This window comes from Burkholderia semiarida, from assembly GCF_029268935.1.
GTDB lineage: Bacteria > Pseudomonadota > Gammaproteobacteria > Burkholderiales > Burkholderiaceae > Burkholderia > Burkholderia semiarida.
The window spans coordinates 1,758,860-1,781,579 of record NZ_JAHLCL010000008.1; the positions used below are offsets into that span (position 1 = coordinate 1,758,860).

Here is a 22,720-nt window from a genome sequence, read left to right on the forward strand (position 1 = left end):
GCCCATGACACCCGCGCGGCCGGCGCGGACGACAGAAAACCGGAAAAAACAACGAAACCACCCGCACCGGAAGCGCGCGCTTCCGGGCCGCCCCGTCACGAAAACAGGCGCATCGGATAAAGCATCGGCCGAAACGAAACCGGCCGCGCATCGGGATTCACCCACAACCGCACCGCATACACCGCGTAGGCCGGCACCTCGCGCCAGCTCGAATAGAGATCGCGCCACTGGAAGCGGCGCGGATACGCGGCGGAGATGTTCGACCGCGCAATGCCGACGCGCTCGAACGCGAGGCGCGCCCGCGCGAGGTGGTAATACTGGCTGACGATCAGCACGCGCGACAGGCGATGCGCGCGCAGGTAGGCAAGCGTGTGCTGCGCGGTCGCGAGCGTGTTGTCGCCCTGATCGTCGACGGCGATCCGGTCCGCCGGCACGCCGCGCGCGACAAGGTAGTCGCGCATGGCCGTCGCCTCGTTCAGCCCGGGCCCGTCGATCGCGCCGCTGACCAGAAACGCCGGGCACTGCCCCGCGCGGTAACAACGCACGCCGACATCGAGCCGGGCCGCGAGCACCGGCTTCGGCGCGCCGGTTTCGTCGAGCGCGTTGCCGAAGATCACGGCGACGTCCGCCGGGTCGCCCGGCATCCGCATGCCATGGACGACGATCGCGGCCGCCGCCGCGCCCCAGACGCACGCGACGACGGCCAGCACGCGGACGGCCCGGGCCGCGAAGCCCCGTTTGGTTCGATATTTCAAGGTATTCGGTCTCTCAGGTGTCACCGGGGGCGTCGGCCGGCCCGGCCCCGAACAGGCGCGTCACGCTAGCACGGCGCGCCCGCGCCTGTCCATGCGATGGACCGATGCCGGCCGAGTGGGCCGGCCACTGGAAGATCGAAAGAATGTGAGGGCGTGCGCCCGGCCGCGGCCGACAGCACCGCCCGGCTCAATCCGCCGGGCACATCGCGAGCCGCCCCATCGCCTCGCCGGCGCCGCGCACCGCGCAGGTGGACGGCTCGTCGGCGATCCGCGCGACCAGCCCGGTCTCGTCGTACAGCAGGCGTTCGAGATCGGCGAGCAGCGCGCCGCCGCCCGTGAGCACCGCGCCGCGATTCGCGATGTCGGTCACGAGTTCGGCCGGCGCGTTTTCCAGTACCGACTTCACCGCGCCGATCACCTGCTTGAGCGGCGCGGCCAGCGCGTCCGCGACGTCGTGGTTGGACAGCTCGACCGAGCGCGGCAGGCCGTCGCCGATGCCGCGGCCGACGGCGCGGGTCGACGTGCGCGGCACCGCGCTCGTGGCCGAGCCGATCGTCTTCTTCACGTGCTCCGCCGTCTGTTCGCCGAGCAGCACGCCGTACAGGTTGCGGACATGGTTGACGATCGCCGCGTCGAACTGGCTGCCGCCGACGCGGATCGCCTCGCGGTACACGATGCCGCCGAGCGCGATGACCGCGACTTCGGTCGTCCCGCCGCCGATGTCGATGACCATCGAGCCGACCGGCTCGGTCACCGGCAAACCGGCGCCGAGCCCGGCCGCCAGCGGTTCCTCGATCAGTTCGACCTCCGATACGCCGGCCGCGAACGCGGCCTCGCGGATCGCGCGGCGCTCGACGGCCGTCGCGTCGGACGGCACGCACAGCGTGACCTCGACGCGGCGGCCGAAGCGCGAGCGGGTGCGCGACATGTCGATGAAGCTGCGGATCATCTGCTCGGCCGCGTGCGCGTCCGCGATCACGCCGTGCCGCATGGGCCGCACGGCTTCGAGATGCCCGGGTTCGCGGCCGAGCAACGCCTTCGCGAGTTCGCCGACGGCCTCGAGGGTGGGCCGCGCGTCGCTCGCGCCGCCCTTGCGGAAGCAGACGACCGACGGCTGGTTCAGCACCACGCCGCGTTCGTGCGTATAGATTCGCGTACTCGCCGTTCCCGGGTCGATCGCAACGGGTTGCGCAAACAACTTTCCGAACAGCGGTGTCGACATATCAAACCTTTGTGAAGGAGCGGGCCGGGACAGCCGCGCCGCACTTTTCGCCGCGCGTGCATGCCGCCCCATCACGAGCTTAGCGGCAAATCGTTCCGATACTTTAGCCAATTCCAATGATTTTTTCGCGACGAAATTGCCGAAAACGGCGTCCCGCGCACGTCCGGCTACGCAACAGCCGCTCGCATCGGGCCTGTAAAACACGGTAATCTCTCGGTCTTGCCTGTTCCCGGCAGGCCTCCGACGCACGATCACGCCAGGTATGTTCACCATGACAGCGACCGTTTCCTTCCGCTGGGCGCCGCTGCGCCCGCTCTGCACGACGCTCGTTGCCTTCTGGTGCTGCGCGGTTGCCGCGCAACCGCTGCCGGCCGCCGAATCCGCCGCCGCCCCGACCGTTGCGGCCGCAGCCAACGCCGCGGCTGCCGCCGCACCCGCCGCCGCGGCGCACACCTGCGCGGCCGACGGCGGCCCGGCCGGCCGCCCGTCGATCGGCCTCGTGCTGTCCGGCGGCGGCGCGCGCGGCTACGCACACCTTGGGGTCCTGAAAGTCCTGGAGGACAACCGGATCCCGATCGACTGCATCGCGGGCACCAGCATGGGCGCCGTGGTCGGCGGCCTGTACGCGAGCGGGATGGCGGCCGACGAGATGCAGAAGCGGCTGTCGGAGGTCAACCTGGCCGATATCGCGTTCGACGTGACGGACCGCGCGGACCTGCCGCAAACCAGCCGGGAAGACGAACGCCTGTACATCAACGGGCTGACGCTCGGCTTCGGCAAGAAAGGCGTCAAGGCGCCGGTCGGCCTCGTTCAGGGCAACCGGCTGCAGGCGCTGCTCGCGAACTGGACGGCCGCCGTGCCGACCAACCAGCCGTTCGACCACCTGCCCATTCCGTATCGCGCGGTCGCGACCGACCTGCAGACCGGCCAGATGGTCGTGCTCGACCACGGCTCGCTGCCGCTCGCGATTCGCGCGAGCATGGCGATGCCGGGCCTGTTCGCGCCGGCCGAGATCAACGGGCGCGCGCTCGTGGACGGCGGGCTCGTCAGCAACCTGCCCGTCGACACCGCGCGGCAGATGGGCGCGAACATCGTGATCGCCGTCGACATCGGCTCGCCGCTGCGCCCGCTCGATGCGCTCGCGTCGCCCGCCGACGTGATGCAGCAGATGGTCGGCATCCTGATCCGCCAGAACGTGACCGCGCAGCGCAAGCAGCTCGACACGCACGACGTGCTGCTCACGCCGGACCTCGGCTCGCTCGCGTTCACCGATTTCCAGAACGCGAAGCAGGCGATCGCCGCCGGCGAGATCGCCGCGACCGCGGCGCTGCCGAAGCTGCGGCGTTTCGCGCTCACGCCGGAACAGTACGCGGCCTACCGGTCCGCGCATGCGCAGCCGCTGCCGCCGCCGATCCGGATCACGCGCATCGACATCAAGACCAGCGGCGGCGTGCCCAAGCGCGTCGTCAGCAACGCGCTGCACGTGAAACCCGGCGACATCTACGATCCGAAGACCGTCAGCCAGGATCTGCTCGGGCTCACGACGGGCGGCAACTTCGAGAGCGTCACGCAGCAGATCGTGAGCCGCGGCGACGACAACGTGCTCGAGATCGACGCGCGCGAGAAGTACTGGGGGCCCAACTTCCTGCTGTTCGGGCTCGGCATGTCGAGCAGTTCGACCGACGAAGGCGGCTTCCGCCTGCACGTCGGCTACCGGCGGCCGTGGCTCACGGAATCGGGGCTCGAATTCCGCGCGGACACGACGATCGGCAGCGACCTGCAATCCGCGCGCATCGAGTTCCGTCAACCGCTGTCGATGGCATACGGCGTCTATCTGTCGCCGTACGCGGAATACCAGCGCCGCTACGCGAACCTGTACGACGACACCGGCGACGTGAAGATCACGCAGTACCTGATGCAGACGGCGCGCGCCGGGCTCGATCTCGGTTTGCCGATCGGGCGGCTCGGCGATTTCCGGATGGGCGTCGGTTACGTGACCGGGCACGGCTCGCCGACCTACAACCTGCCGTTCGACGACGGCAGCGGCCAGGCGCTGCTGTGGCCGAGCTTCACGTCGCAGGCGCTGATCGCGCGCGCCCGGCTCGTGATCGACCAGCTCGACGATCCGCTGTTCCCGCGCAAGGGCTATTTCACCGAGCTGCGCGTCGAACGCTCGCTGGTGTCGCGCAACGGCGGCTCGGCGCAGGAATTCTCCGACGGGATCAACAACGCACCCTATACCGAGATCTACGGCAAGGCGATGATCGCGCAACAGTTCGGCCGGCACAGCGTCAGCGCGACGATCGAGGGCGGCAAGAGCATCGGCGGCACCAACCTGATCAACGCGTTCAACTTCACGCTCGGCGGCTTCCAGCATCTGTCCGCGTACGCGGCCGACCAACTGAACGGCAACGAGCTCGCGTACGGGCAGGTCACGTACATGAACCAGTTGATGACGTTCAACGCGTCGCCGGTCAAGGCGCTGTCGGTGGGCGCCAGCGCGGAAGTAGGCAACGTGTGGTCGAGCGGCCAGCAGATCGGCGGCGGCGCGCTCAAGCAGAGCTATACGTTCTTCACGAGCCTGTCGACCGCGTTCGGGCCCGTCTATATCGGCGTCGCGCTCGCCCCCGGCGGCCGACGCAACTTCTACCTGCAGCTTGGCCGCACTTATTGAGCATGCGCGGATGCCGCTGCGGCGGTATCCGCGGCGCCGTCTCGACGGCGGCCATCGACTTCACGGTTGCCGCGGATCGGCCTTGCGGCGTGGCGCTAGACCGGCCAGCTGATCTCGAACCGCGCGCCGCCGAGTTCGACCGGATCGACGACCGCGATGCGGCCGTTGTGGGCGTGGAGCACCTGTCGCGTGATCGACAGGCCGAGCCCGTAGCCGCCGGTACGGCGGTCCAGGCGCACGAATGCGTCGAAGATCCGTTCGCGCTCGCTCTCGGGCACGCCGGGGCCGTCGTCCTCGACGAAGATCCCGATGTTGCCGTGCACGAGCGAGATCCCGACGACGATCCGCGATTGCGCGTACTTGCTCGCGTTGCGCAGCAGGTTGCGCATCGCATACGACATCAGCCGCCGGTCCATCTTCACGCGCAGATCCGACCCGATCGCGATGCGCGACTCGATCGCACGGTCCGGATACAGCAGTTGCGCGTCGCTCACCTGATGCTCGAACCACGCGACCGGCGCGGTCATCTCGAGGTTCGACTGCAGCGAGCTGTATTCGAGCCGTGCATACGTGAGGCTCATGTCGATCAGCTCCTCGAGCTCGGTCACGTCCTGCGCGATGCTCTCGAGCGCGCCCTGGTATTCGGCCGCCGAACCCGGTTCGCGCAGCATTTCGAGCGCGAAGCGCACGCGCGCGAGCGGCGTGCGCAGTTCGTGCGAGATCCCGTTCGTCAGGTCGCGCTGCGCGGCGATCAGCCGCTCCATGCGCATCGCGAGCGCATTGAGCGTGCGCGCGAGCGGGCCGATGATCACGCTGTGCGATTCGCGCGCACGCGTGTTGAAGCGCCCGCCGGTGAAGTCGATCGCCCGCTCGCGCACCATCACGAGATCCGACCAGACCGGCCGCATCCACCGATACGCGGCGAGCGCCGGCGCGGTGAACACGAACGCGAGCACGATCCAGATATCGCCCGGCAGCGAATCGAACGCATGCCACACGACCTGCGGCGACAATTCGACGCACAGCGCGAGCGCGGGCACCAGCGCGGTCAGCAGGACGAGGCCGAGCAGATGCAGGTAGGTGCGCAGGTACAGGCGCGACCAGCTCGGAATGCGGTCGGCGCGCGTGTCGGTCCACGCGCGGCGGAAGTGCAGCCAGCGCCATTTGACGTAGCGCAGCGTCGGCAGCGGCGGTGCATCGGGGTGCGAACGGGTTCGTCGGATCATCGCGGCTCCCGGCCGGCGGGCGGCATGCCCGCGCGGAACGTGGCGGCGTCGCGCGAAGGCGGCCTCATTCCCACGCGTGCTTGCTGAATTGATAACCCTTGCTGCGGATCGTCTTGATCCGCTGCGGGTTGCTCGCGTCGTCGCGCAGCTTGCGGCGCAGCTTCGAGATACGCCCGTCGATCGTGCGGTCGAGGCCGTCGAATTCGACACCGCGCAGCTGCAGCATCAGATCGTCGCGGCTGACGACTTCGCCCGCGTGACACACGAGCGCCCACAGCAGGTCGAATTCGGCCGACGTCAGATCGGGCGTGCTGCCGTCGGGCAGCACGACGGTGCGGTCGGTGCGGTCGATCGAGAACTTCCCGAACGCGTAGCGCTCCGGCTGCGGCGCGGTGCCTTCGGCCACGCGCGCGGGCGCGCGGCGCAGTTGCGCCTTGATCCGCGCGAGCAGGATGCGCGGCTCGACCGGCTTGTGCACGTAGTCGTCCGCGCCGAATTCGAGGCCGAGCAGCTCGTCGAACGGCTCGTCGCGCGCCGTCACCATGATGATCACGCCGTCGTACTGCTTGCGGGCCTCGCGGCAGATTTCGAAGCCGTCCTTGCCGGGCAGATTCACGTCGAGGATGACGAGATCGGGACGAATGGACAGGATCGCCGGCACCGCGGCGTCACCATGCAGCACAGTGTCGACTTCATAGTCGTTCTTGCGCAGGTAGCCGGCGATCAGCGTGGACAGACGGGTGTCGTCTTCGACGAGCAGGATGCGAAAAGACATGGGCAGCGGTCGGGTCATCGGGGAAGCCGCGGCGGCGCCGGCCGGTGCCGGACGCCGGCCATCGGCCGAAACGTACCGCATGATACTGCGCCCGCCGCTTGCCTGTTTGGCTGTCTCGAAAATAAGGGCGCGACTCGGGCCGCGCTTGACGAATCGGCGCCGGGACGGTTCCATACGGGCTCGCCGGAATCCCGGCCCTGCTTCCATCCTGCCTGACGCGATGAATTACCAGACGATTCTTGAACGCATCCACACCGAACTCGCCCCCTGGATCGGCCAGGGACGGGTGGCCGACTACATCCCCGAACTCGCGAAAGTACCTGCCGACAAGTTCGGGATGGCGGTCGTGACGCTCGACGGAAACGTTTACACGGTCGGCGATGCGCACGAGCGCTTCTCGATCCAGAGCATCTCGAAGCTGTTCGCGTGCACGCTCGCGTTCCAGTTGCTGGGCGACGCGCTGTGGGAACGGGTCGGCCGCGAGCCGTCCGGCACCGCGTTCAATTCGCTGGTTCAGCTCGAAAGCGAACGCGGCAAGCCGCGCAATCCGTTCATCAATGCGGGCGCGCTGGTCGTCACCGACGTGCTGTGCCGCCGCTTCGTGAAAGCCGAGACGGCGCTCGTCGAATTCGTGCGGCGGCTGATCGGCGCGAACGACATCGACTACGACTCGCGCGTCGCGACGTCGGAGTTGCAGCACGCGGAGCGCAATCGCGCGATGGCGCACTTCATGGCGAGCTTCGGCAACATGCAGATGCCGCCCGATACGGTGATCGACGCGTATTGCCGGCAGTGTGCGATCGAGATGAACTGCGTCGAGCTCGCCAGCGCCGCGCTGTTTCTTGCGAACGGCGGCGTCGCGCCGGCGACGGGCGAGCGGATCGTCGATTCGAGTTCCGCGAAGCGGCTGTCGGCGCTGATGCTGACTTGCGGCACCTATGATGCGGCCGGCGATTTCGTGTATCGCGTCGGGCTGCCGGCGAAAAGCGGCGTCGGCGGCGGGATCGTCGCGGTGCTGCCCGGGGAGATGGCGGTGTGCGTGTGGGCGCCGGGGTTGGATGCGAACGGGAATTCGTTGGCGGGGACCAGGGCTTTGGAATGGTTGACTACGTATTCGGGGCGGTCGATTTTTTGAAGCGTCGAAGTCAAGCGTGCCTCATGTGGCGCGACGGCGGCAGATTCATATCGGCGCGAGCTAGAGCGTTTAACGGGGAATTCGGCCATCGGCAGCGAACGCCGCGCGTCTTCAGGTCATTGAACACCTTCATCCAGAACTTGGCACCCTCTGTGTTCTCGATCCAGCGGCCCAGAATGTCACGGGTGCCGTCGGGCAGCACGCCCAGCGCCAGGTACACCGCCTTGTTGCGCACGACGGCGTCTTCGCGAATCTTGACTCGAAGGGCGTCGAAGCCGGCGAAGCGCCGTTCGTGCTTGGGTATCAGGATGGGTTCGAAGCTGCCGTCGCGGTCGCGAGGCACCTCGATGCGAATCGGGCCGTCTTCGGTCAGGACCGTCTTGGCGCCCCGTCCGTTGCGCTGATTCGTGGCGTTGGCCGGCTTGGCCGCACCGGAGGGGTAGCCAAGATGATGATTCATCTCGCCGCTCAGCGCTCGCTCGATCAGCGCCTTCTTGAGCGCCAGCGTCGCGGCATTGATGGCTTCTGCTGTCATCGGACCGTTGCCAAACTGCTCAAGCAGTTCGGCCGGAACCGCCGGCAGCTCCACCGGCTGGGCTTTCGGTTTGCGAGGCATGCACTCTCCTTGAGAGCATGTTATGCCTTAAACACGAAATTCCTGACAGGCCCTCACGGATCGGTCTCTGAATCTGGACATCTGGTTCGCAGATCCCTACGCCCCTCGGCAACGGGACAACAACGAAAACACCAACGGCCTGCTGCGCCAGTTTCTGCCCAAGGGTGCGGACCTGTCAGGCGTCACCCAGACGCAATTGAACGACATTACCAATTTGATGAACGGCCGCCCTCGCCAAACCCTCGAACGGCCCCCCTGAAGAGGCTATGGCGATGGAATCGGCTGTCGCCGGATTGGATAACCGTTGCACCTGATTCTTGAGGCCGCCTGGTCACCATTGGCTGCGGCGTTCTTAGTCACCCATCCTGTATAGTCCCCGATCTGCCGCAATACCGTATTCGAGATTCACTGCTTACATTCCGCCGTCGTTCCCGAGTTGTACTCCATGGTCAAACCATAAACGTTCATCCGCTTTCCCGGAAACCACTCCGGAACGAGATTCAGCTTCGCCAGCACCTCTTCTTTGCAATACGAAATTTTTTGTGAACTTGAGTCAATGACACGCCATCCTTGATAAGCAAAAGTATCTCGATAAGCGGCCAGCAATTTTTCATCCACCGACCGGGAGTCCATACTCACCATAATCAGCGCAGCACTACCTCGTTCGCTTTCTTTATAAAATACAACCAGCCCACCTTGCCCAAGGATTCCATTGATATCAGACTTCATCTGCCGATATTTTTCAACAGTATCCATAGGAATATTAATCAGCACCCTCGCAAAAAAAACATAAGCCACCGCCGACAGCAATACACTAGCAATCAAAGTCTTTAGCAGTCTCATCAAAAATCATCCATCATTATTGAACCTTTCCTATTCTTGCTCCGTTCCCAACCCCAAGAGCGCCACCCATGCTTGGTATTTTCGTTACGCCTCCTGCATCAACGCCGGGCCTCGCTACGGCTCGTATCCTGCACCGACGTGAGATTCAGGTTGCCACCCACCTCCGCCATCACCCTGTTGGCGTTGACGTTTGCCCCAACGATGTTGGTATTGCCGCCGCTGACGATCGTCGCCGTATTGCTCGCGTCGACGTGTGTATTGTTCTGCGTCGCCGCATCCGAATTCGCGTCGCCGCGCGCAAGCGACATCGACACCGAGACACCGAATCCGCCGGTGCCATATGACACGCCCACGCTCGCGCTCTTCGATTCGTTCGTGCTGCACGTGCTGTCGGTACGCGACCGTCGTATTTACGTCACGGCCCGCCACGATCGCGAGATTGCCACCCGTCGCGATCTGCGTTCCCGTGTCGCTCGACACCGAATGCTCCGCGTGGTTGCGAGAGTCCCCCTCCGCCGCATCCTGACTACTCTGGCGAACCGCCTTCAAATTAACGTCGTTGTTCGCTGCGAGCACGACATCGCCGGTCGTCGCAATAACCGCCGCGTTGGCGTTCAGGTTCCGACCAGCAGCATTCAGCTAAAGAAGATGTTCTTCAACACCACGTACACAATGAAACTCATCATCGCAGTGAAACAGCACCACCAGATGATCTTCTGCTTTCGCGTCTTCGGCGTTTGCCCAGGGAAGCTCATCATAATTACCACCTAACTCCTGTTTTACCTTGGTCGACTGTATAACCCATCCCGGCCGATGCCGGGTTACTAGTTTTACCAAGGTTTGCGCCAGCACCAATACCAATGACTGTCGCAGTTCCATTACCCGGCGAATACACGATACCACCACCGATGACCGATAAGGCACCCGTCCCATTACCAGCGTACCCAGACAAAAAGTTGTTTGTCTGTCCCGGCCGCACCGAGCTTTGGTTAAGCCAACCGAATTGCACGCTTGCAGCGGCATTCACAGAATTTGGCAGTGCCTTGTTCACGCCGTAACCAAAGTACGAGTTCCCATCTCGCGAGAACGTCCCCCACACACTACCCACGAAATAATCAATCTGGAAGTTCACGAAGTCCGGAGCACGAGCCAAGCCCGGATTCTTGCCCGTCGTCGTCGCGTGATACGCGAACCCGCTACCCTGCGCTCCCTTCACAATATACGCCTGCAAATCCGGATCACCCGGCCCCAGCGATTGCGTCCACACCGTCTGACCGGCCTTGTTCACGCCGTACCGTGTCCACTCCGTCCCGTCTTGCGGCTGGTCGCCCGATGCAACGCGTACATTGCCCGGCAGCACACCACCATCGCTCATCACCAGATCCATTTGCGCCATCTGCTCTTGAATCTGCTGCTCCGTATATTTCCCGCCGCTCTCCGCCGCCAGTTTCTTCGCTAGCGTCTGTTCCTTCGCTTTGCTGTCCTCGTGTAACTGCCGATTAAACCGATCAGCACTCGCCCCGGTCAACGCCCCAGTCCCGCCACCGACCAACGCCCCAACTCCACCAGCCAGCACATTCGATGTCAGATTTCCCAGCAGTTCGTCGACATTAGCGTTCCCAGTCGGCCCCGCATCCTTGATCGACTGCGCAATCTCATTCAGTTGCGGAGCGAGCTTCGCCGATACACCAGCACCGGCAGCCCCACCAACCGCACCCAAGCCACCGCCGGTCAACCCACCCGTCAGCGCACCGCCGGCAATGTGTAGCGCAACACGATTGTCACCACCCTCGGCCCAACTGTTGGCCTCCCGCTGGTACTGTGCCTGGAGCGTCGGATCGGTCGCGTTGTTCGCGTTCGTCTGTGCCTCCTCCCGCTTCTTATCGGCATAGCTCCCAATCTGCTTCGCAATCGTCTCCGCCGCCGCCTGCGCCGCGTTGATCAAATCCGACTGATTGCTCAGAACCTGCTGCAGATCCGGCGTCTTGCTGACCGTGCCATTCAGATTCGACGTATCACGGTTGAGCGTCGCCACGTCCTGTTTCTGGTTCGCCTGATCCGCAATCGTGATGGTACCGGCACTGATCGCGCTCTTCGTACTCGCGCTGCTGCTGTCGCTCTCGCTCACATACAGCGGCAACGCACCGCCCGTGTTCTTGCCCGACGTCGGCCCGTGCGTCGCGTAGTTGTTGCCCCCATTCCCCACACCACCACCAGCACTGATCCCGAAGCTGCTCGCGTTGTAGCTCGAACTGTTCTGAATATCCGAGAACGACAACGTCCCGGTCGTCAGCTGGTTCTTGTCCGGCGTCGCCGTGCTCGCGATATACGCCCCCTTCAGGTCCGTATTGCCCTTCACGTTGATGTCGAAACCACCGTCCCCGGCCTGAATCCCCGCCTGCTCGTTCACACCCGCATAGTTACCGCTCGCATGGCCGTTCTGCATGCTGACGCTGGCGCTCGCACCACCCTGGCTGACACTGAACCCGCCGCCCGAACTACTCTGGTGGGCCTCGCTGCGGCTCGTATCCTGCACCGACGCGAGATTCAGGTTGCCGCCCACATCCGCAATCACCTTGTTGGCGTTGACGTTGGCCCCAACGATATTGGTATCGCCGCCGCTGATGATCGTCGCCGTATTGCTCGCGCTGACGTGTGTATTGTTCTGCGTCGCCGCATCCGAATTCGCATCGCCGTGCGCACGCGACATCGACGCCGAGACACCAAATCCGCCGGTGCCATACGACACCCCCACGCTCGCGCTCTTCGATTCGTTCGTGCTGCGCGTGCTGTCGGTATCCGTGCTGTTGACCAGATTGACCTTGTTCGTCGCCTGCAGCAGCACGTCCTTCGCGTTCACGTCCGATCCCTGGATCGTCACGTTTCCTTGGCCCGCGTTCTTGTCGCCCGTCGCGACGAACGCCGCCGTGCCGCCGGCCTTCACGCTGCTGCCGTTGTTCTGCCTGCTGTCCTCGGTGAATGTCGTCTTGCTGTGCGACGAGCCGAAACTCAACTCGATCTTCGCCTCCGGCTTGCCGTTCGGATCGCTCAGCGCCTTGGTCATATTGCCCGTCGCGCCGACCAGATCGGCCATGCCGCCGGCCGCCGCAATCGCATGGAGCGCGGCGGCACGTCCGTCCTGGCTGCCGCCCGCACCCTGCGCCTGCTGGTTCACGTTCTGAATTGCATCGATGACGGGCGACTTCACGGCCAGCGTGAAACCCGAACTCTTCACCTCGTGCGTTTCTTCGTGATGGCGATCCGTCTGCGACGCATCGATCGTCACTTCCTTCGCGATGCCCGTCACGTCCTTGCCCGCAACAATGTCGGAGCCCGTCACGTGGAGTTTGTTGCCCGCTACCATCGACACGCTGCCGTCAGTGCTGCCGATCAGGCTGCCCTGCGAACCCTTCACCGTGTCGCGGCTGGTATCGATGGTCTGGTTCGTGCCGTACGAAATCCCCGCGCCCGCACTGCCGAGGCCCGACTTCTTCACGTCCTTGTAGTGATATTCGCTCGAGGCCGTGTCCCCTGTCGTAACCGTCAGGTCGTGACCCGCGGAAAGACTCACATCGTTGGTTGCCGCAATCGTCGCGGCCTTCGCCGTCAGGTCATTGCCTGCCTGCACCGCGACGGTATTGCCCGACAACGTCGTGCCCACCGCATTGGTGTAACCGCTCGAATCGATCGTGTGCGTTGATTTCGACGACAGGAAGCCGTTTTCCTTGTGATAGTGCTCGTCGTTCGCGCTCGCGCTTTGTTCACCGGCATTCAGATTGACATCATGCCCGGCGCTGATGCCAATCGCACCCTGCGCATTCGCATACGCGGCCGTCGCATTCACGTCATGGCCCGCCACGATCGCCAGATTGCCGCCCGTCGCGATCTGCGTGCCCGTGTCGATCGACGCCGAATGCTCGGCATGATTGCGCGCATCCCACTTCACCGCATCCTGGCTGCTCTGGCGAACCGCATTCAAATTGACGTCGTTGTTCGCTGCGAGCACGGCATCGCCGGTCGTCGCAATCACCGCCGCATTAGCGTTCAGATCCCGGCCGGCGACAGCTTGAAGCGTACCTGCATTGACCGTCGATACACGGTCGATGCCGGTCGCGCTGCCATTCGCAGCCTTCGCCGAGCTGGTCGTGCTCGTCAGATTGAGCTCGCGGCCAGCCGACAGCGCTACAGTGTTTCCTTGAATCAACCCGCCGAGATTATTGAGGTCCTGGCTCGCGCTCGCGAGCACGGTTCCACCCGACATCGTGCCGCTGTTGTCGATCGAATCGGCATGAATGATCGTGACGTTGCGGCTGGCGATCGTGCCGGAGTTCTTGTACGCGCCATTGGCATCGACCGTGACGTTCTTGCCGGAGATGATCGTGCCTTCGCCAGTCACGTCCGCCGCGTTCGCGCGCAGATATACCTGCGGCACCAGCACCGTCTGCTGACTGCCGTTCGCCAATGTCACCGTCTGATTCACGAGCCACACGATGTCGCTCGTCAGCGCAGCCATCTGCGCATCGGTCAGCGCCGTGCCGACATTCAGCCCGAACTGCTGCGACGCCTTCACGCCGTTCGCCATCAATACTTCGTATTCTTTCTGATTGTCCGTATAGTCACCGATGAACCGCTGGCCGGTGGTCTGGATGATCTGCTGCTGAACGAGCTGCTGCTCGTAGAAGCCATCGCCGATGCGCTTGAGGACCGTATTGGGATCGACCTTGAGCGCATCCAGCATCGTGTCGCTGGACAACCACTTCCTGTAATCGGTAAAGCGCGGGTCCGTCTCGATCAGGAAGTGGCTGCCCGGGTCGCTCGTCACCCGATACAGCGCGTTGTTCGGCAGGCGTGTATTCGGCGTGACCGTGCGCACGACTACATCGCCGACGTTGGCCTTCACGGCCGATACGGTCCCGACGCCGACGCCCGACACACCCGAGCCGACCAACACTTGCCCGCCAACTTCCTTGCCCGCTACTGGCGTCACGCCCGTACCGCTTGCACCCTGCGCAGCGGATGTCGCCGCCGCCACGCTCTTGATCGGATCGGACGGTTTGCCCGGATCGGCCAGCACCACCGGCAGATCGATCGTTTGTGACGGAATAGCCGGCGAGTAGTTGGTCGTCGAGGTCGCGCGCTCGTCACCGCTGAAGGCCCCGCCGGACTGCACCCAGGTATAGATCGCCTTGCCCGAGCCCGTGAACGTTTCAGTACCGGTCGCGCCGATGTTCTGCACGTTCCTCGGATGGTTGCCGTCGCCGGCCACGATCTGGCTCTTGTCGTTGACGCCGGACGGCGTGTTGATCGTGATATGACGGCCAGCGGTAACCGTGCCGGGTTGCGAAGCCGTTACAACGTCCTTGGTCGATTTCACGTCTACCGTGTAGACGGTATAGGTCTGGACGAGCCGGCTCGCGACATCCCCGTTATACCCAACGAGCGCCTGATTCAGATTTTGGTAGGCCGCGACGGTGGCCTTGTACCACTGTTGGAACGGTGCGCATGCCGCGTTTGTCGAGGTCAGACATGAAGGACTCGGTGGGCTGAAGGGAGGCGGTTTTGCGCCCGTCACATCAGCTTCAGTAGGGGGCTTGATCGCGAACCAATCGCTGCCAACGCCGCGTCTGCCAGTAACCAGTCCAGCACCCGCAGTCATGGCGAATGGCCCCGACGTCATCCATGCCGGATTCGCGTCCGGCGGCGGCGCTACGCCGAACGTCGCCCAGATGTCAGCCGGGACCGTCCGATACGCACCAGTTTGTGTAGCTGCGCCGCCCCCACCAAAGTTGATTGCGGCATACGCCGTGTTATCGATCTTGCCCGCCACCCCGTTCATCGTGTACTTCGCATACTCGGCAAACGGATATTTCGTCGACGGCAGCAGGATGAATTTCTGATCGTCGTCCAGCGCCCACTGGTAATCCGTGCCCGGATGGATTTCCTGGCTGTTCTTCTGGTACAGGTAGACCGTCGACGGGTCGATCTTCTCCGTCGAGCCCGGCACCTGATACCAAAGCTGATTCCCGCTGTCGGTCGTGACGGTCGTGGTCTGGAAGTTCGAATTCAGGTTCGCGAACCGGTTTGCGCCGATCGTGATGTCGCGACCGGCGTCGATCTGCGCGCCGTTGTTCGTCACGGTCTGCGCAGCACCGGTTGCCTGATGGTTCGCGTCCAGCGCGCCGCCGACACGAATGTCGTTGCTCGCGTACATCAGCGCGTTGTTCTGGTTCATGAGCGTCTGCGCCCCGATGTCGAGGTCACCGCGAGAAGCAATCACGCCACCGACACCCTGGGCATTCCGGTCGTTGACAACCATGTTCGCGCCCACTGCGACCGTGTCGCCGTAAATCCGGCCACCGGCATTCGTGATCGTGTCCCCGGCCGTCACCGTCGTTGTGCCGCCATCGATCAGACCTTCGTTCGTGATCGACTGGTTCGCGTGAATGTTGGTCGCGTTGCCACCGATAATCTCACCGGTCGCACGGTTCCGGATCGCATTGGCGCTCACATTGGCGACATTGCCCGCCGACAGCGTGCCGCTGTTGTCGAGCGTGCCGCCGGCCGTGGTCGTCAGATCATGACCGGCCACGATCTGGCCGGTGTTGGTCAGATCGCCTTGCGCCGTTACGTCGACGTCGCCCGATGATTGGAGCTTGCCGTCGTTGCTCAAAGTCCCGGTCGAGACCGTCAGTTGCTGACCACCATTGATGTCGCCCTGGCTGTTGACCACCGTATTCGCTGCCGTCAACGTTGCAGAGCCTTTCGACTGGATGCTGCCCGACGTGTTGTCGATGATCGGTGCGGTCAGCTTCGCATTCCTGTCCGCTCGAATCGAGCCGGACGTATTGTCGATCGCCTGATTCGCATCAAGGGTGACGCTTGCGCCTTCCATCCCGGCAGTCAATCCCGGCACGCCTGCGGTGGTCGGCAGCGTTGAATTGGCAGTCTGCGCATTGCGGATCGTATCGCCCGTCACCCACAGCGCGCCGCGCGCATGCATGGCGCCGCGCGTGTTATCGACCGTCGTACCGGACACCGTGACATCGCTGTTGCCGCCGATCTGGCCGGCCACGTTCGACACCGTACCGGCGCTTCGCACCGTCAGTACGCCGTCCGCCACGAGCGATCCCGCATCGTTCGTCACGGAAGCAGCGTTGACGGTTGCCGCACCGCTCGACGAAATCGCACCACCTGCGTTGCTCAGTGCTCCCGTTGTCAGCGTGACGCCATTGCCGAGAACCTGCCCCCCTGTGGATTGCCCTGCCAGTATGCCGTTGTCGAACGTCTGGCCGTGCGTATCGAGATCGACCGATCCCGTCGCCTGCACCAATCCCGACCGGTTATCGAACGCCCCCGAACGGCTCGTCAGCGATTGGCTCGCCGCCACGTTGCCGAGCGTGTTATCGATCGCACCTTGTCCGGACGCGAGCGTGACGTTCGCCCCCGTGATCGTACCGCCCGAGTTCAGCAGGCCGGAATTGGTCAGCGTCGTGTCCCCCGAGGCCAGCAGCTTGCCCCCGGCATTGTCCGTCGTACCGGATGTCGCCACCGACAATGCGCCCGACACGGAGCCGATGGTGCCGCCGCGGTTCGTCACGGTGTGCGCCGCCACGGTCGTGTCGTGTGTCGTCGCGATCGTGCCGCCTGCATTCGTCAATGCGCCTGCAACATTGAGCTTCGCCGCGTCCGCCGAAACCGCGCCTTGCGAATTGTCGAACGTGCCGGCCTGCGTGTTCAGCGCACCGGCAGCGGTAATCTTGCCTTGGGTATTGTCGAGTACCTGCGAGACGATCAGCGTCATGTCGCCGTTGGACGCGCCGATCTGGCCTGCACGGTTACTGAGGATGCCGGCTGTCGCGGACAGCCCGCTCGCCCCAACCAGCTTGCCGCTGTCGTTCGACACCGTGCGGGTTGCGGTCAACGACAACGCATCAGACGATGACCCGATCTGACCGCCCGCATTGACGAGATCCCCCGCCTGGACCTGTACGCCGCGCACGGCCGTCATACTGCCGTTCGAGTTGTCGATCGTGTCGCTTGCAACGACGAGCGCATTGGCCGAACTTACCGTACCGCCAACGTTCGTCAGAGACTTCGTCGCACGCAGCGCCGTGTCGCCGGCGGCCGATCCGATCGTGCCCGCCGCATTGCCAACGCTGTTTGCCGTCACCGACAGACCATTGCCGCCGACTATCGCGCCGGACTGATTCGAGACCGCGCCCGTCGCCGTCACGGTCAGCATATCGGTGGTGCCGATCTTGCCGCCCGTATTGACGACATCGGTCGCGGTGATCCGTGCGGCGTGCGCGCTCACCGATCCAGCCGAGTTGTCGAGATGGGCCGTGTGAATCGACAGATCGTTTCCGGACGCGACCTTGCCGTTTGCGTTGTTCAGCGATTGCGTGACGTCGAGCGAGGTATCGCCCGCGACGGAGCCGATCTGGCCCTGTGCGTTGGAAACCGCATTCGCCGTCAGCGTGAGACCATTGCCGCCCGCGATCTTCCCGTTGTCGTTCGACACGTTCCCGGTCGCCGTCAATGTCAACGCGCCCGTCGAGGTGCCGATCTCGCCGGCCACGTTCGTGAGGTCGGTTGCGGCGATCTGCGCCGTGCGCGCAGTCATGTGCCCCTGCGTATTGTCTAGCGCGCCGGCCGAGTTCAGGGACAGTGTGTCCGCCGCCACCGTCCCCGACCGGTTCGAAACCGATTGCGCGGTTACGTTCGCGAGGCTGTGCGAACTGATGGTGCCGGAGTCGTTGACCAGTTGCCCCGCACTCAGCGTCACGTTCTGCCCGCTCATCGTGCCGGCGACATTCGACAACGTACCATTCGTCGTGACGTTGACCGCGCTGGCCGCGTTCACGGTTCCGTGGTCGAGCGTGACGTCGTTTGCGAACAGATTGACGTTGTCGCCCGCGGCCAGTGTGCCGCTGCTCGTCACGTTCGCGGCGCGCGCCGTGACGGAGCCACCGCCGACGAGATTGCGTGCGGAATCCGCGCCCGCGTATGCCTGCCCGCTATTGTTGAACGACGTGGCGGCTGTCAGGTTCGTGTTGCCGGCCGACGAAATCGTTCCGGCGTTCGACAGCGCCCGAGACGCGTTCAGATCGGTGGCCTGCGTACTGACAATCGTGCCTTGCTGGGCGATGTTGGCGCCATCGATCCGGGTATTCGCGGCCGACTGAAGACGCGCCGTCGGCGCAATCGTCACATCGCCGTTGTTCGAGACTTGAATATCGCCAGTCAGTGACGTGATGGAACCGGCATCTCGCACACCCACGCCGGCCTCGGTCCCGATCATCCGGACGCTATTGGCGAACATGCTTCCCAACGCCTGCACGTCGATCGCGACGCCCGGCGCGGCATCGGTACCGTTCCGCGCCTGCGCGGTGTTGCTCGCATAGTCGACCCGGTTCGTCCCCGCCACCGCGGTGATCGAATCCGCCCACACCTGGCCGTTGATCGTCATCGCGCGTGCGATCAGGTCGATCGCGCTGCCATGCGCGTCGAGCCCCGCACCGGCGATGCCAATCTGCCCCTGCGTCACGTTGAAACCTGCCAACGTGCCATCCGGATTGAAAGTCGGCACGCCGGTCGTCAGCGTGACACGCGGAACATTCAGAAAGCCGCAACCCGCACAGGTGATGCCTGCCGGATTCGCGATCACGAGATTCGCGCGATTGCCGGCGATCTCGGTGGGCCCGAGCAGTTGACTGGGGTTGCCCGACGTGACCTGATTGACGATCACGCGCGCGGCGTTGTTGCCGAGGAATGGATTGCCTTGCACCCAGCCGGCGAGTTGCGTCCGCGAATCCCGGCCGCTGTTGACCAGCACGGCCCCCTTCGTGCCGACGTTGTACTGCGTAAAGTTGTTCAGCGAGACGCCGTTCTTCGGTGCAGTAATGTTGACGAGCGGTACGCCCGATGCCGACACCCCGACGACCGGATGGGTCGGACCGCTTCGATCGGGCGTGATCGGCAGCGTTGCCTGCGCTTCGGCAACGAGCGGCTGCATGCCGAACGTACACAGTGCGGCGAACGCGGTTGCGCGTGCCGCAAACCAGATCGAGATTCCGGAATCCACCGACACGGGTCGAGTGGCTGGCCGCACGCGAGCGCGCTCACCGCCCCCGTGCGCCGATGCGTATTCGTCAACCGCTACCAGCATGCCGCGCACGGCACTGAAGACCAAGCGAAAGATTCCGGAATTCATGATCGTCTTATTCTTGAATGCATGTCGAGCCGGCCGTCCACGCATCGCGAGAATGACCGGCCGCTACTCACGTTACTTGCAGCTCAGTGCCGCCAGACCGTTGATGTTGCCCGTCGTCGCGGCCGGGATGCCGTACGACACCACCAGATACGGTTGCTTCGCGTCCGTGCCCATGACCGTGCTCATCAGCGCCGATCTGGTTTTCGAGCTGAGCTCCGCCAGACCAATCGCGGAGGTTCCAACGAACGACTGGTTCTGGTCGCTGCCGATCGAGTACTGCAGATTCAGCGTGTAGTTGATGGCCGGATGACCAAAGGTGTCGGTACCGCTCGTGAGCGTCGCCGTGGCGCCATTCAGCGAACCCGGCGCCGTATTGCCGTCCGTCGACGTCGGGCGCGTTGCGAAGGCCAGCGAGCATTGCATTTGCACGGGCGACGTCGTATCGATCGCAACCGGCACACCGATTGCCCATACTTGCCCCTGATTGGCGTTGTACGTCGCACCTGCCGAATCGGCGCCGTCCGTCCAGCGGCCGATGGCGATGTCGCCATTGCCGGCGAGATCCGTCACGGTGCCTTTGGTCAGGGTCTTGATCGTGCCCGACGAGTCGTAGGGAATCGCGACATAGGCGCCTGGCGCCTGCTCCTTGAGCGACGCGGTCGGCTGGGACAGGGCTCTGAGCGTGTAATTCCCGTTCGGCATCTGTCCACCGTTCCACGATGCGGGCGGCATCAGAATGCGGACCGTCGAAATCTGGCTCGAGATCGATTGGGATTGCCCTTCCACGCGAATCCCCGTCGAAGACGACGCACTACCCGACGGCGCTCCGTTCGACGACGCGCCATTCGCTGCCGCGCTGCCACCGCCACCACCGTCGTCGCCACCGCCACATGCGCTCAGGCCAAGCGCCGCCACCACCGCAAACGTTGCCGTCGCGGCTTGCAAAAGCCGATGCTTCTCGTACCGGTGCTGCATGGTTACTCCTTCTTCTGATTGACGATCTGATTGACGATCAACAGGACACCGAGTCGAGATCGACACCCCACTCGGCCCGCCCCGCTACGCTTAGAACAACGTGCTGACCTGGAACAGCAACGTCGGCGACCCCGTCTTGAATCCGTCCGGCTTCGACAACGGGAAGCCGAGCGATACGTCGTAGTTCAGCGCGGCGCCGAGCACGTTCTTCGGTGCGAGATTGCCGCGCATGCCGACGACGGCGCCGACCAGCGTTTCGCCGAACAGGTATTGCGCGGCCGGTCCTCGCACGCGCCCGGCATCGATGCCGGCATAGAGCGCCTGCGTACCGACAGACGTCGGCACGTACCAATCGAGTTCGTTGGAAACCACCCAGCCGCTCTCGGCGGCGAGCGTCAGTTGCTGATCGAAGCCGCGCACCGCGTAACGCGTGCCAATCGTGAAATAGTCGGAAGGGGTCAGCGGCGTACGTGCGTTCTGCATGTTCCAGCCGAACTGGTACGAGAACGCCTGACTGCCGATCCTGAAAGGAACTTGAGCGCCGAGGCTTGCCAGTTCGACCTGCGTCTTGCCGTCGAAGTCGGGAGTGCCGACCACCGTGCCCGAATGGCTGGAGAGGCCCGGCAACGATGCGCGCCACGCGAATGAGCCGTCGAGCACGACATTACCGATGTACTGGCGATGCGCGATACCCAGTTCGTAACCGATGATGTCGCGATGCTGCACCGGAATGTCGACACCGTCGATCGCGTTGCGGCTGATCTTGTGGAACAGGTTGCCGTGAATTTCGGTGCGCGCGTGCGCGTTCCGATAGATCACGCCGGACAACCCGGCCTGAAGTTGAGACTGAACACCGCTGTATTCGATCGGCTCGTCAAAACCCGCGACCGTCTGCTTGTACCGCGAGCGGCTCGCGTTCAGCGTCAGCATCGCGTAACCGATCGGCACGCTGTAGTTCGCGGAGACGGACTGATTCCCCTTCCCGGATGCGCCAATGTTTGCGTTCGTCGTGCCTGCGATCTGCAGTTGATCGTACAAGTGAAACGGGGAATCGAACGTGAACGAGCCCGACAGCTCGTACTTGCCGGTCGAATCGAGACCTGCGTTGTCCGCGCCGATGACGGCATGCCAGCGCTTGCCGGTGCCCGGATGGAACACCAGCTCCGAGTCGCCCGGATTCATGCCGGGTGCGATGTCGAACGTCGCATCGGACTGTGACTGGAGACGACGCACGTTCTCGAGCCCCTGATCGATGTCGCGCTGATTCAGCAACGCACCGGCCGATGCCGGCAATGCCGCGTGCGTCCAGCCGATCGTCGGTTTGCCGGCGCGGATGTCGCTGATCCGCCCGGGAACCACACGAAGCGTCAGCGTTCCGGCTTGCAGCGATTGCCCTGGCACGAGCACGCGTGACGTCACGTAGCCACGGTCGATCAGTGCGTTATTGGCCGCGTCCTGAATCTGCTTGAGCGCGGCCTTGCCGACGCACTGGCCGACGACCGGTTGCAGAAAACGCGCAAGCCATGCGAACGCATTGTCTTCCAGTGCGATTGCCTTGATCGGAAAGCACGGATTATCGAGCGGCAAGTTGTCGACGCCGGTTGTCGATGCCTTCTCGCCCGTCGGCGTCAGGACGGTCGGACGAGGATTCAATTCCTTCGTCGCGTCCAGTTGCTGTTGTTGCAAACGCTGGATTTGCGGGCCAGACGTGATCTCGGACGGCGGAATGCCTTGCGCGAACGCAGAAACGCTCGCCAACGCCGAAATCAACGCTGCCGAAGTTTCTCGTTTCTTCACTTGTTAGCCGCGTAATGATTGGTCTCTCGCGCCGCAATTTATCAAAACACTCGAAAGCACAGTGTCAGGAATTGCAATGCCGTACCAATATTCTCAGCCGTGAATGCTCACCCGCCGCGGCTGCATGGTCGGCGATCGCGGCATACTCCAATCAAATATGCACAAGTCAATCCCTCTAAAAAGCAAAAAATTTGACACTTCGAAAAGATTATCCAATAAAAAATCACGTATCAAAAACGAAGCAGTTCCCGTAGGGAGACCGTGAGGCAAGGAGGCGCCATTACCCTCACATCAGCTCAATAAATCATTGATTTATTTAGACCACTCGCAAATCAACAAGGAGTACCAGGCACATCTCCGTGGAGTCGCCCTGCGAGACTTCATCGTTCTCACGAAGATCCCAAAAACCACCCTTAATACTGAGATAGGAAATATCAAAATCTGGACGATTGACATTCCTCACCTCCGTTAATCCACTGATCATCGACA

10 protein-coding genes and 3 pseudogenes are annotated in these 22,720 nt (G+C 63.7%); 3 read left to right on the forward strand and 10 right to left on the reverse strand.

What is annotated here, in order from left to right; translation table 11 throughout:
- Positions 1-95: 95 nt before the first annotated feature.
- Together KPB06_RS31095 and mreB are read right to left on the reverse strand one after the other, a co-directional pair.
- Complete coding sequence (locus KPB06_RS31095; protein ID WP_275905740.1) at positions 96-755, reverse strand: YdcF family protein; 660 nt, start codon at positions 753-755, stop codon at positions 96-98.
- Positions 756-942: 187 nt separating this feature from the next.
- Positions 943-1,977 (reverse strand): rod shape-determining protein, encoded by a 1,035-nt coding sequence (gene mreB, locus KPB06_RS31100; protein ID WP_059639835.1) that lies wholly within the window; start codon positions 1,975-1,977, stop codon positions 943-945.
- Positions 1,978-2,248: 271 nt separating this feature from the next.
- Between mreB and KPB06_RS31105 the strand changes: the two genes are divergently transcribed.
- Positions 2,249-4,651: a patatin-like phospholipase family protein gene (locus KPB06_RS31105; protein WP_124657726.1), complete on the forward strand. Its 2,403-nt coding sequence runs from the start codon at positions 2,249-2,251 to the stop codon at positions 4,649-4,651.
- A gap of 95 nt (positions 4,652-4,746) precedes the next feature.
- Here KPB06_RS31105 and KPB06_RS31110 read toward each other — a convergent pair whose 3' ends face one another.
- Both KPB06_RS31110 and KPB06_RS31115 read right to left on the reverse strand, forming a co-directional pair.
- Positions 4,747-5,877, reverse strand: a complete 1,131-nt coding sequence (locus KPB06_RS31110; RefSeq protein WP_059584559.1) for an ATP-binding protein — start codon at positions 5,875-5,877, stop codon at positions 4,747-4,749.
- Positions 5,878-5,941: 64 nt separating this feature from the next.
- A complete protein-coding gene (locus KPB06_RS31115) occupies positions 5,942-6,652 on the reverse strand; it encodes a response regulator (RefSeq protein WP_059584557.1) in 711 nt (236 codons plus the stop codon).
- 220 nt (positions 6,653-6,872) lie between these two features.
- Between KPB06_RS31115 and KPB06_RS31120 the strand changes: the two genes are divergently transcribed.
- A complete protein-coding gene (locus KPB06_RS31120; RefSeq protein WP_059584555.1) occupies positions 6,873-7,787 on the forward strand; it encodes a glutaminase in 915 nt (304 codons plus the stop codon).
- A gap of 97 nt (positions 7,788-7,884) precedes the next feature.
- Here KPB06_RS31120 and KPB06_RS31125 read toward each other — a convergent pair.
- A pseudogene (locus tag KPB06_RS31125) lies at positions 7,885-8,403 on the reverse strand (transposase); the annotation flags it as partial.
- 85 nt (positions 8,404-8,488) lie between these two features.
- Here KPB06_RS31125 and KPB06_RS34600 point away from each other — a divergent pair.
- A pseudogene (locus KPB06_RS34600) lies at positions 8,489-8,717 on the forward strand (transposase); the annotation flags it as partial.
- Between the two features lie 91 nt (positions 8,718-8,808).
- Here the strand turns inward: KPB06_RS34600 and KPB06_RS31130 are convergent.
- The 5 genes and pseudogenes from KPB06_RS31130 to KPB06_RS31150 all read right to left on the reverse strand — a co-directional run bounded on the left by KPB06_RS31130 (position 8,809) and on the right by KPB06_RS31150 (position 22,231).
- Positions 8,809-9,246 (reverse strand): hypothetical protein, encoded by a 438-nt coding sequence (locus KPB06_RS31130; RefSeq protein WP_143328757.1) that lies wholly within the window; start codon positions 9,244-9,246, stop codon positions 8,809-8,811.
- A gap of 101 nt (positions 9,247-9,347) precedes the next feature.
- Positions 9,348-9,644 (reverse strand): annotated as a pseudogene (locus KPB06_RS34605) (hemagglutinin repeat-containing protein); the annotation flags it as partial.
- Between the two features lie 362 nt (positions 9,645-10,006).
- Complete coding sequence (locus KPB06_RS31140) at positions 10,007-19,459, reverse strand: two-partner secretion domain-containing protein (protein ID WP_275905739.1); 9,453 nt, start codon at positions 19,457-19,459, stop codon at positions 10,007-10,009.
- Positions 19,460-19,531: 72 nt separating this feature from the next.
- Positions 19,532-20,434, reverse strand: coding sequence for a hypothetical protein (locus KPB06_RS31145; RefSeq protein ID WP_275905738.1), 903 nt, complete (start codon positions 20,432-20,434; stop codon positions 19,532-19,534).
- A gap of 90 nt (positions 20,435-20,524) precedes the next feature.
- Positions 20,525-22,231 carry a ShlB/FhaC/HecB family hemolysin secretion/activation protein gene (locus KPB06_RS31150; RefSeq protein ID WP_275905737.1) on the reverse strand — a complete coding sequence of 569 codons (1,707 nt, stop codon included), beginning with the start codon at positions 22,229-22,231 and terminating at the stop codon, positions 20,525-20,527.
- Positions 22,232-22,720 lie beyond the last annotated feature (489 nt).

Coding starts and splice junctions, on each gene's coding strand:
- KPB06_RS31110 (WP_059584559.1), bottom strand. CDS start 5,877: ATGATCCGACGAACCCGTTCGCACCCCGATGCACCGCCGCTGCCGACG.
- KPB06_RS31120 (WP_059584555.1), top strand. CDS start 6,873: ATGAATTACCAGACGATTCTTGAACGCATCCACACCGAACTCGCCCCC.
- KPB06_RS31105 (WP_124657726.1), top strand. CDS start 2,249: ATGACAGCGACCGTTTCCTTCCGCTGGGCGCCGCTGCGCCCGCTCTGC.
- KPB06_RS31115 (WP_059584557.1), bottom strand. CDS start 6,652: ATGTCTTTTCGCATCCTGCTCGTCGAAGACGACACCCGTCTGTCCACG.
- mreB (WP_059639835.1), bottom strand. CDS start 1,977: ATGTCGACACCGCTGTTCGGAAAGTTGTTTGCGCAACCCGTTGCGATC.
- KPB06_RS31130 (WP_143328757.1), bottom strand. CDS start 9,246: ATGAGACTGCTAAAGACTTTGATTGCTAGTGTATTGCTGTCGGCGGTG.
- KPB06_RS31140 (WP_275905739.1), bottom strand. CDS start 19,459: ATGAATTCCGGAATCTTTCGCTTGGTCTTCAGTGCCGTGCGCGGCATG.
- KPB06_RS31145 (WP_275905738.1), bottom strand. CDS start 20,434: ATGCAGCACCGGTACGAGAAGCATCGGCTTTTGCAAGCCGCGACGGCA.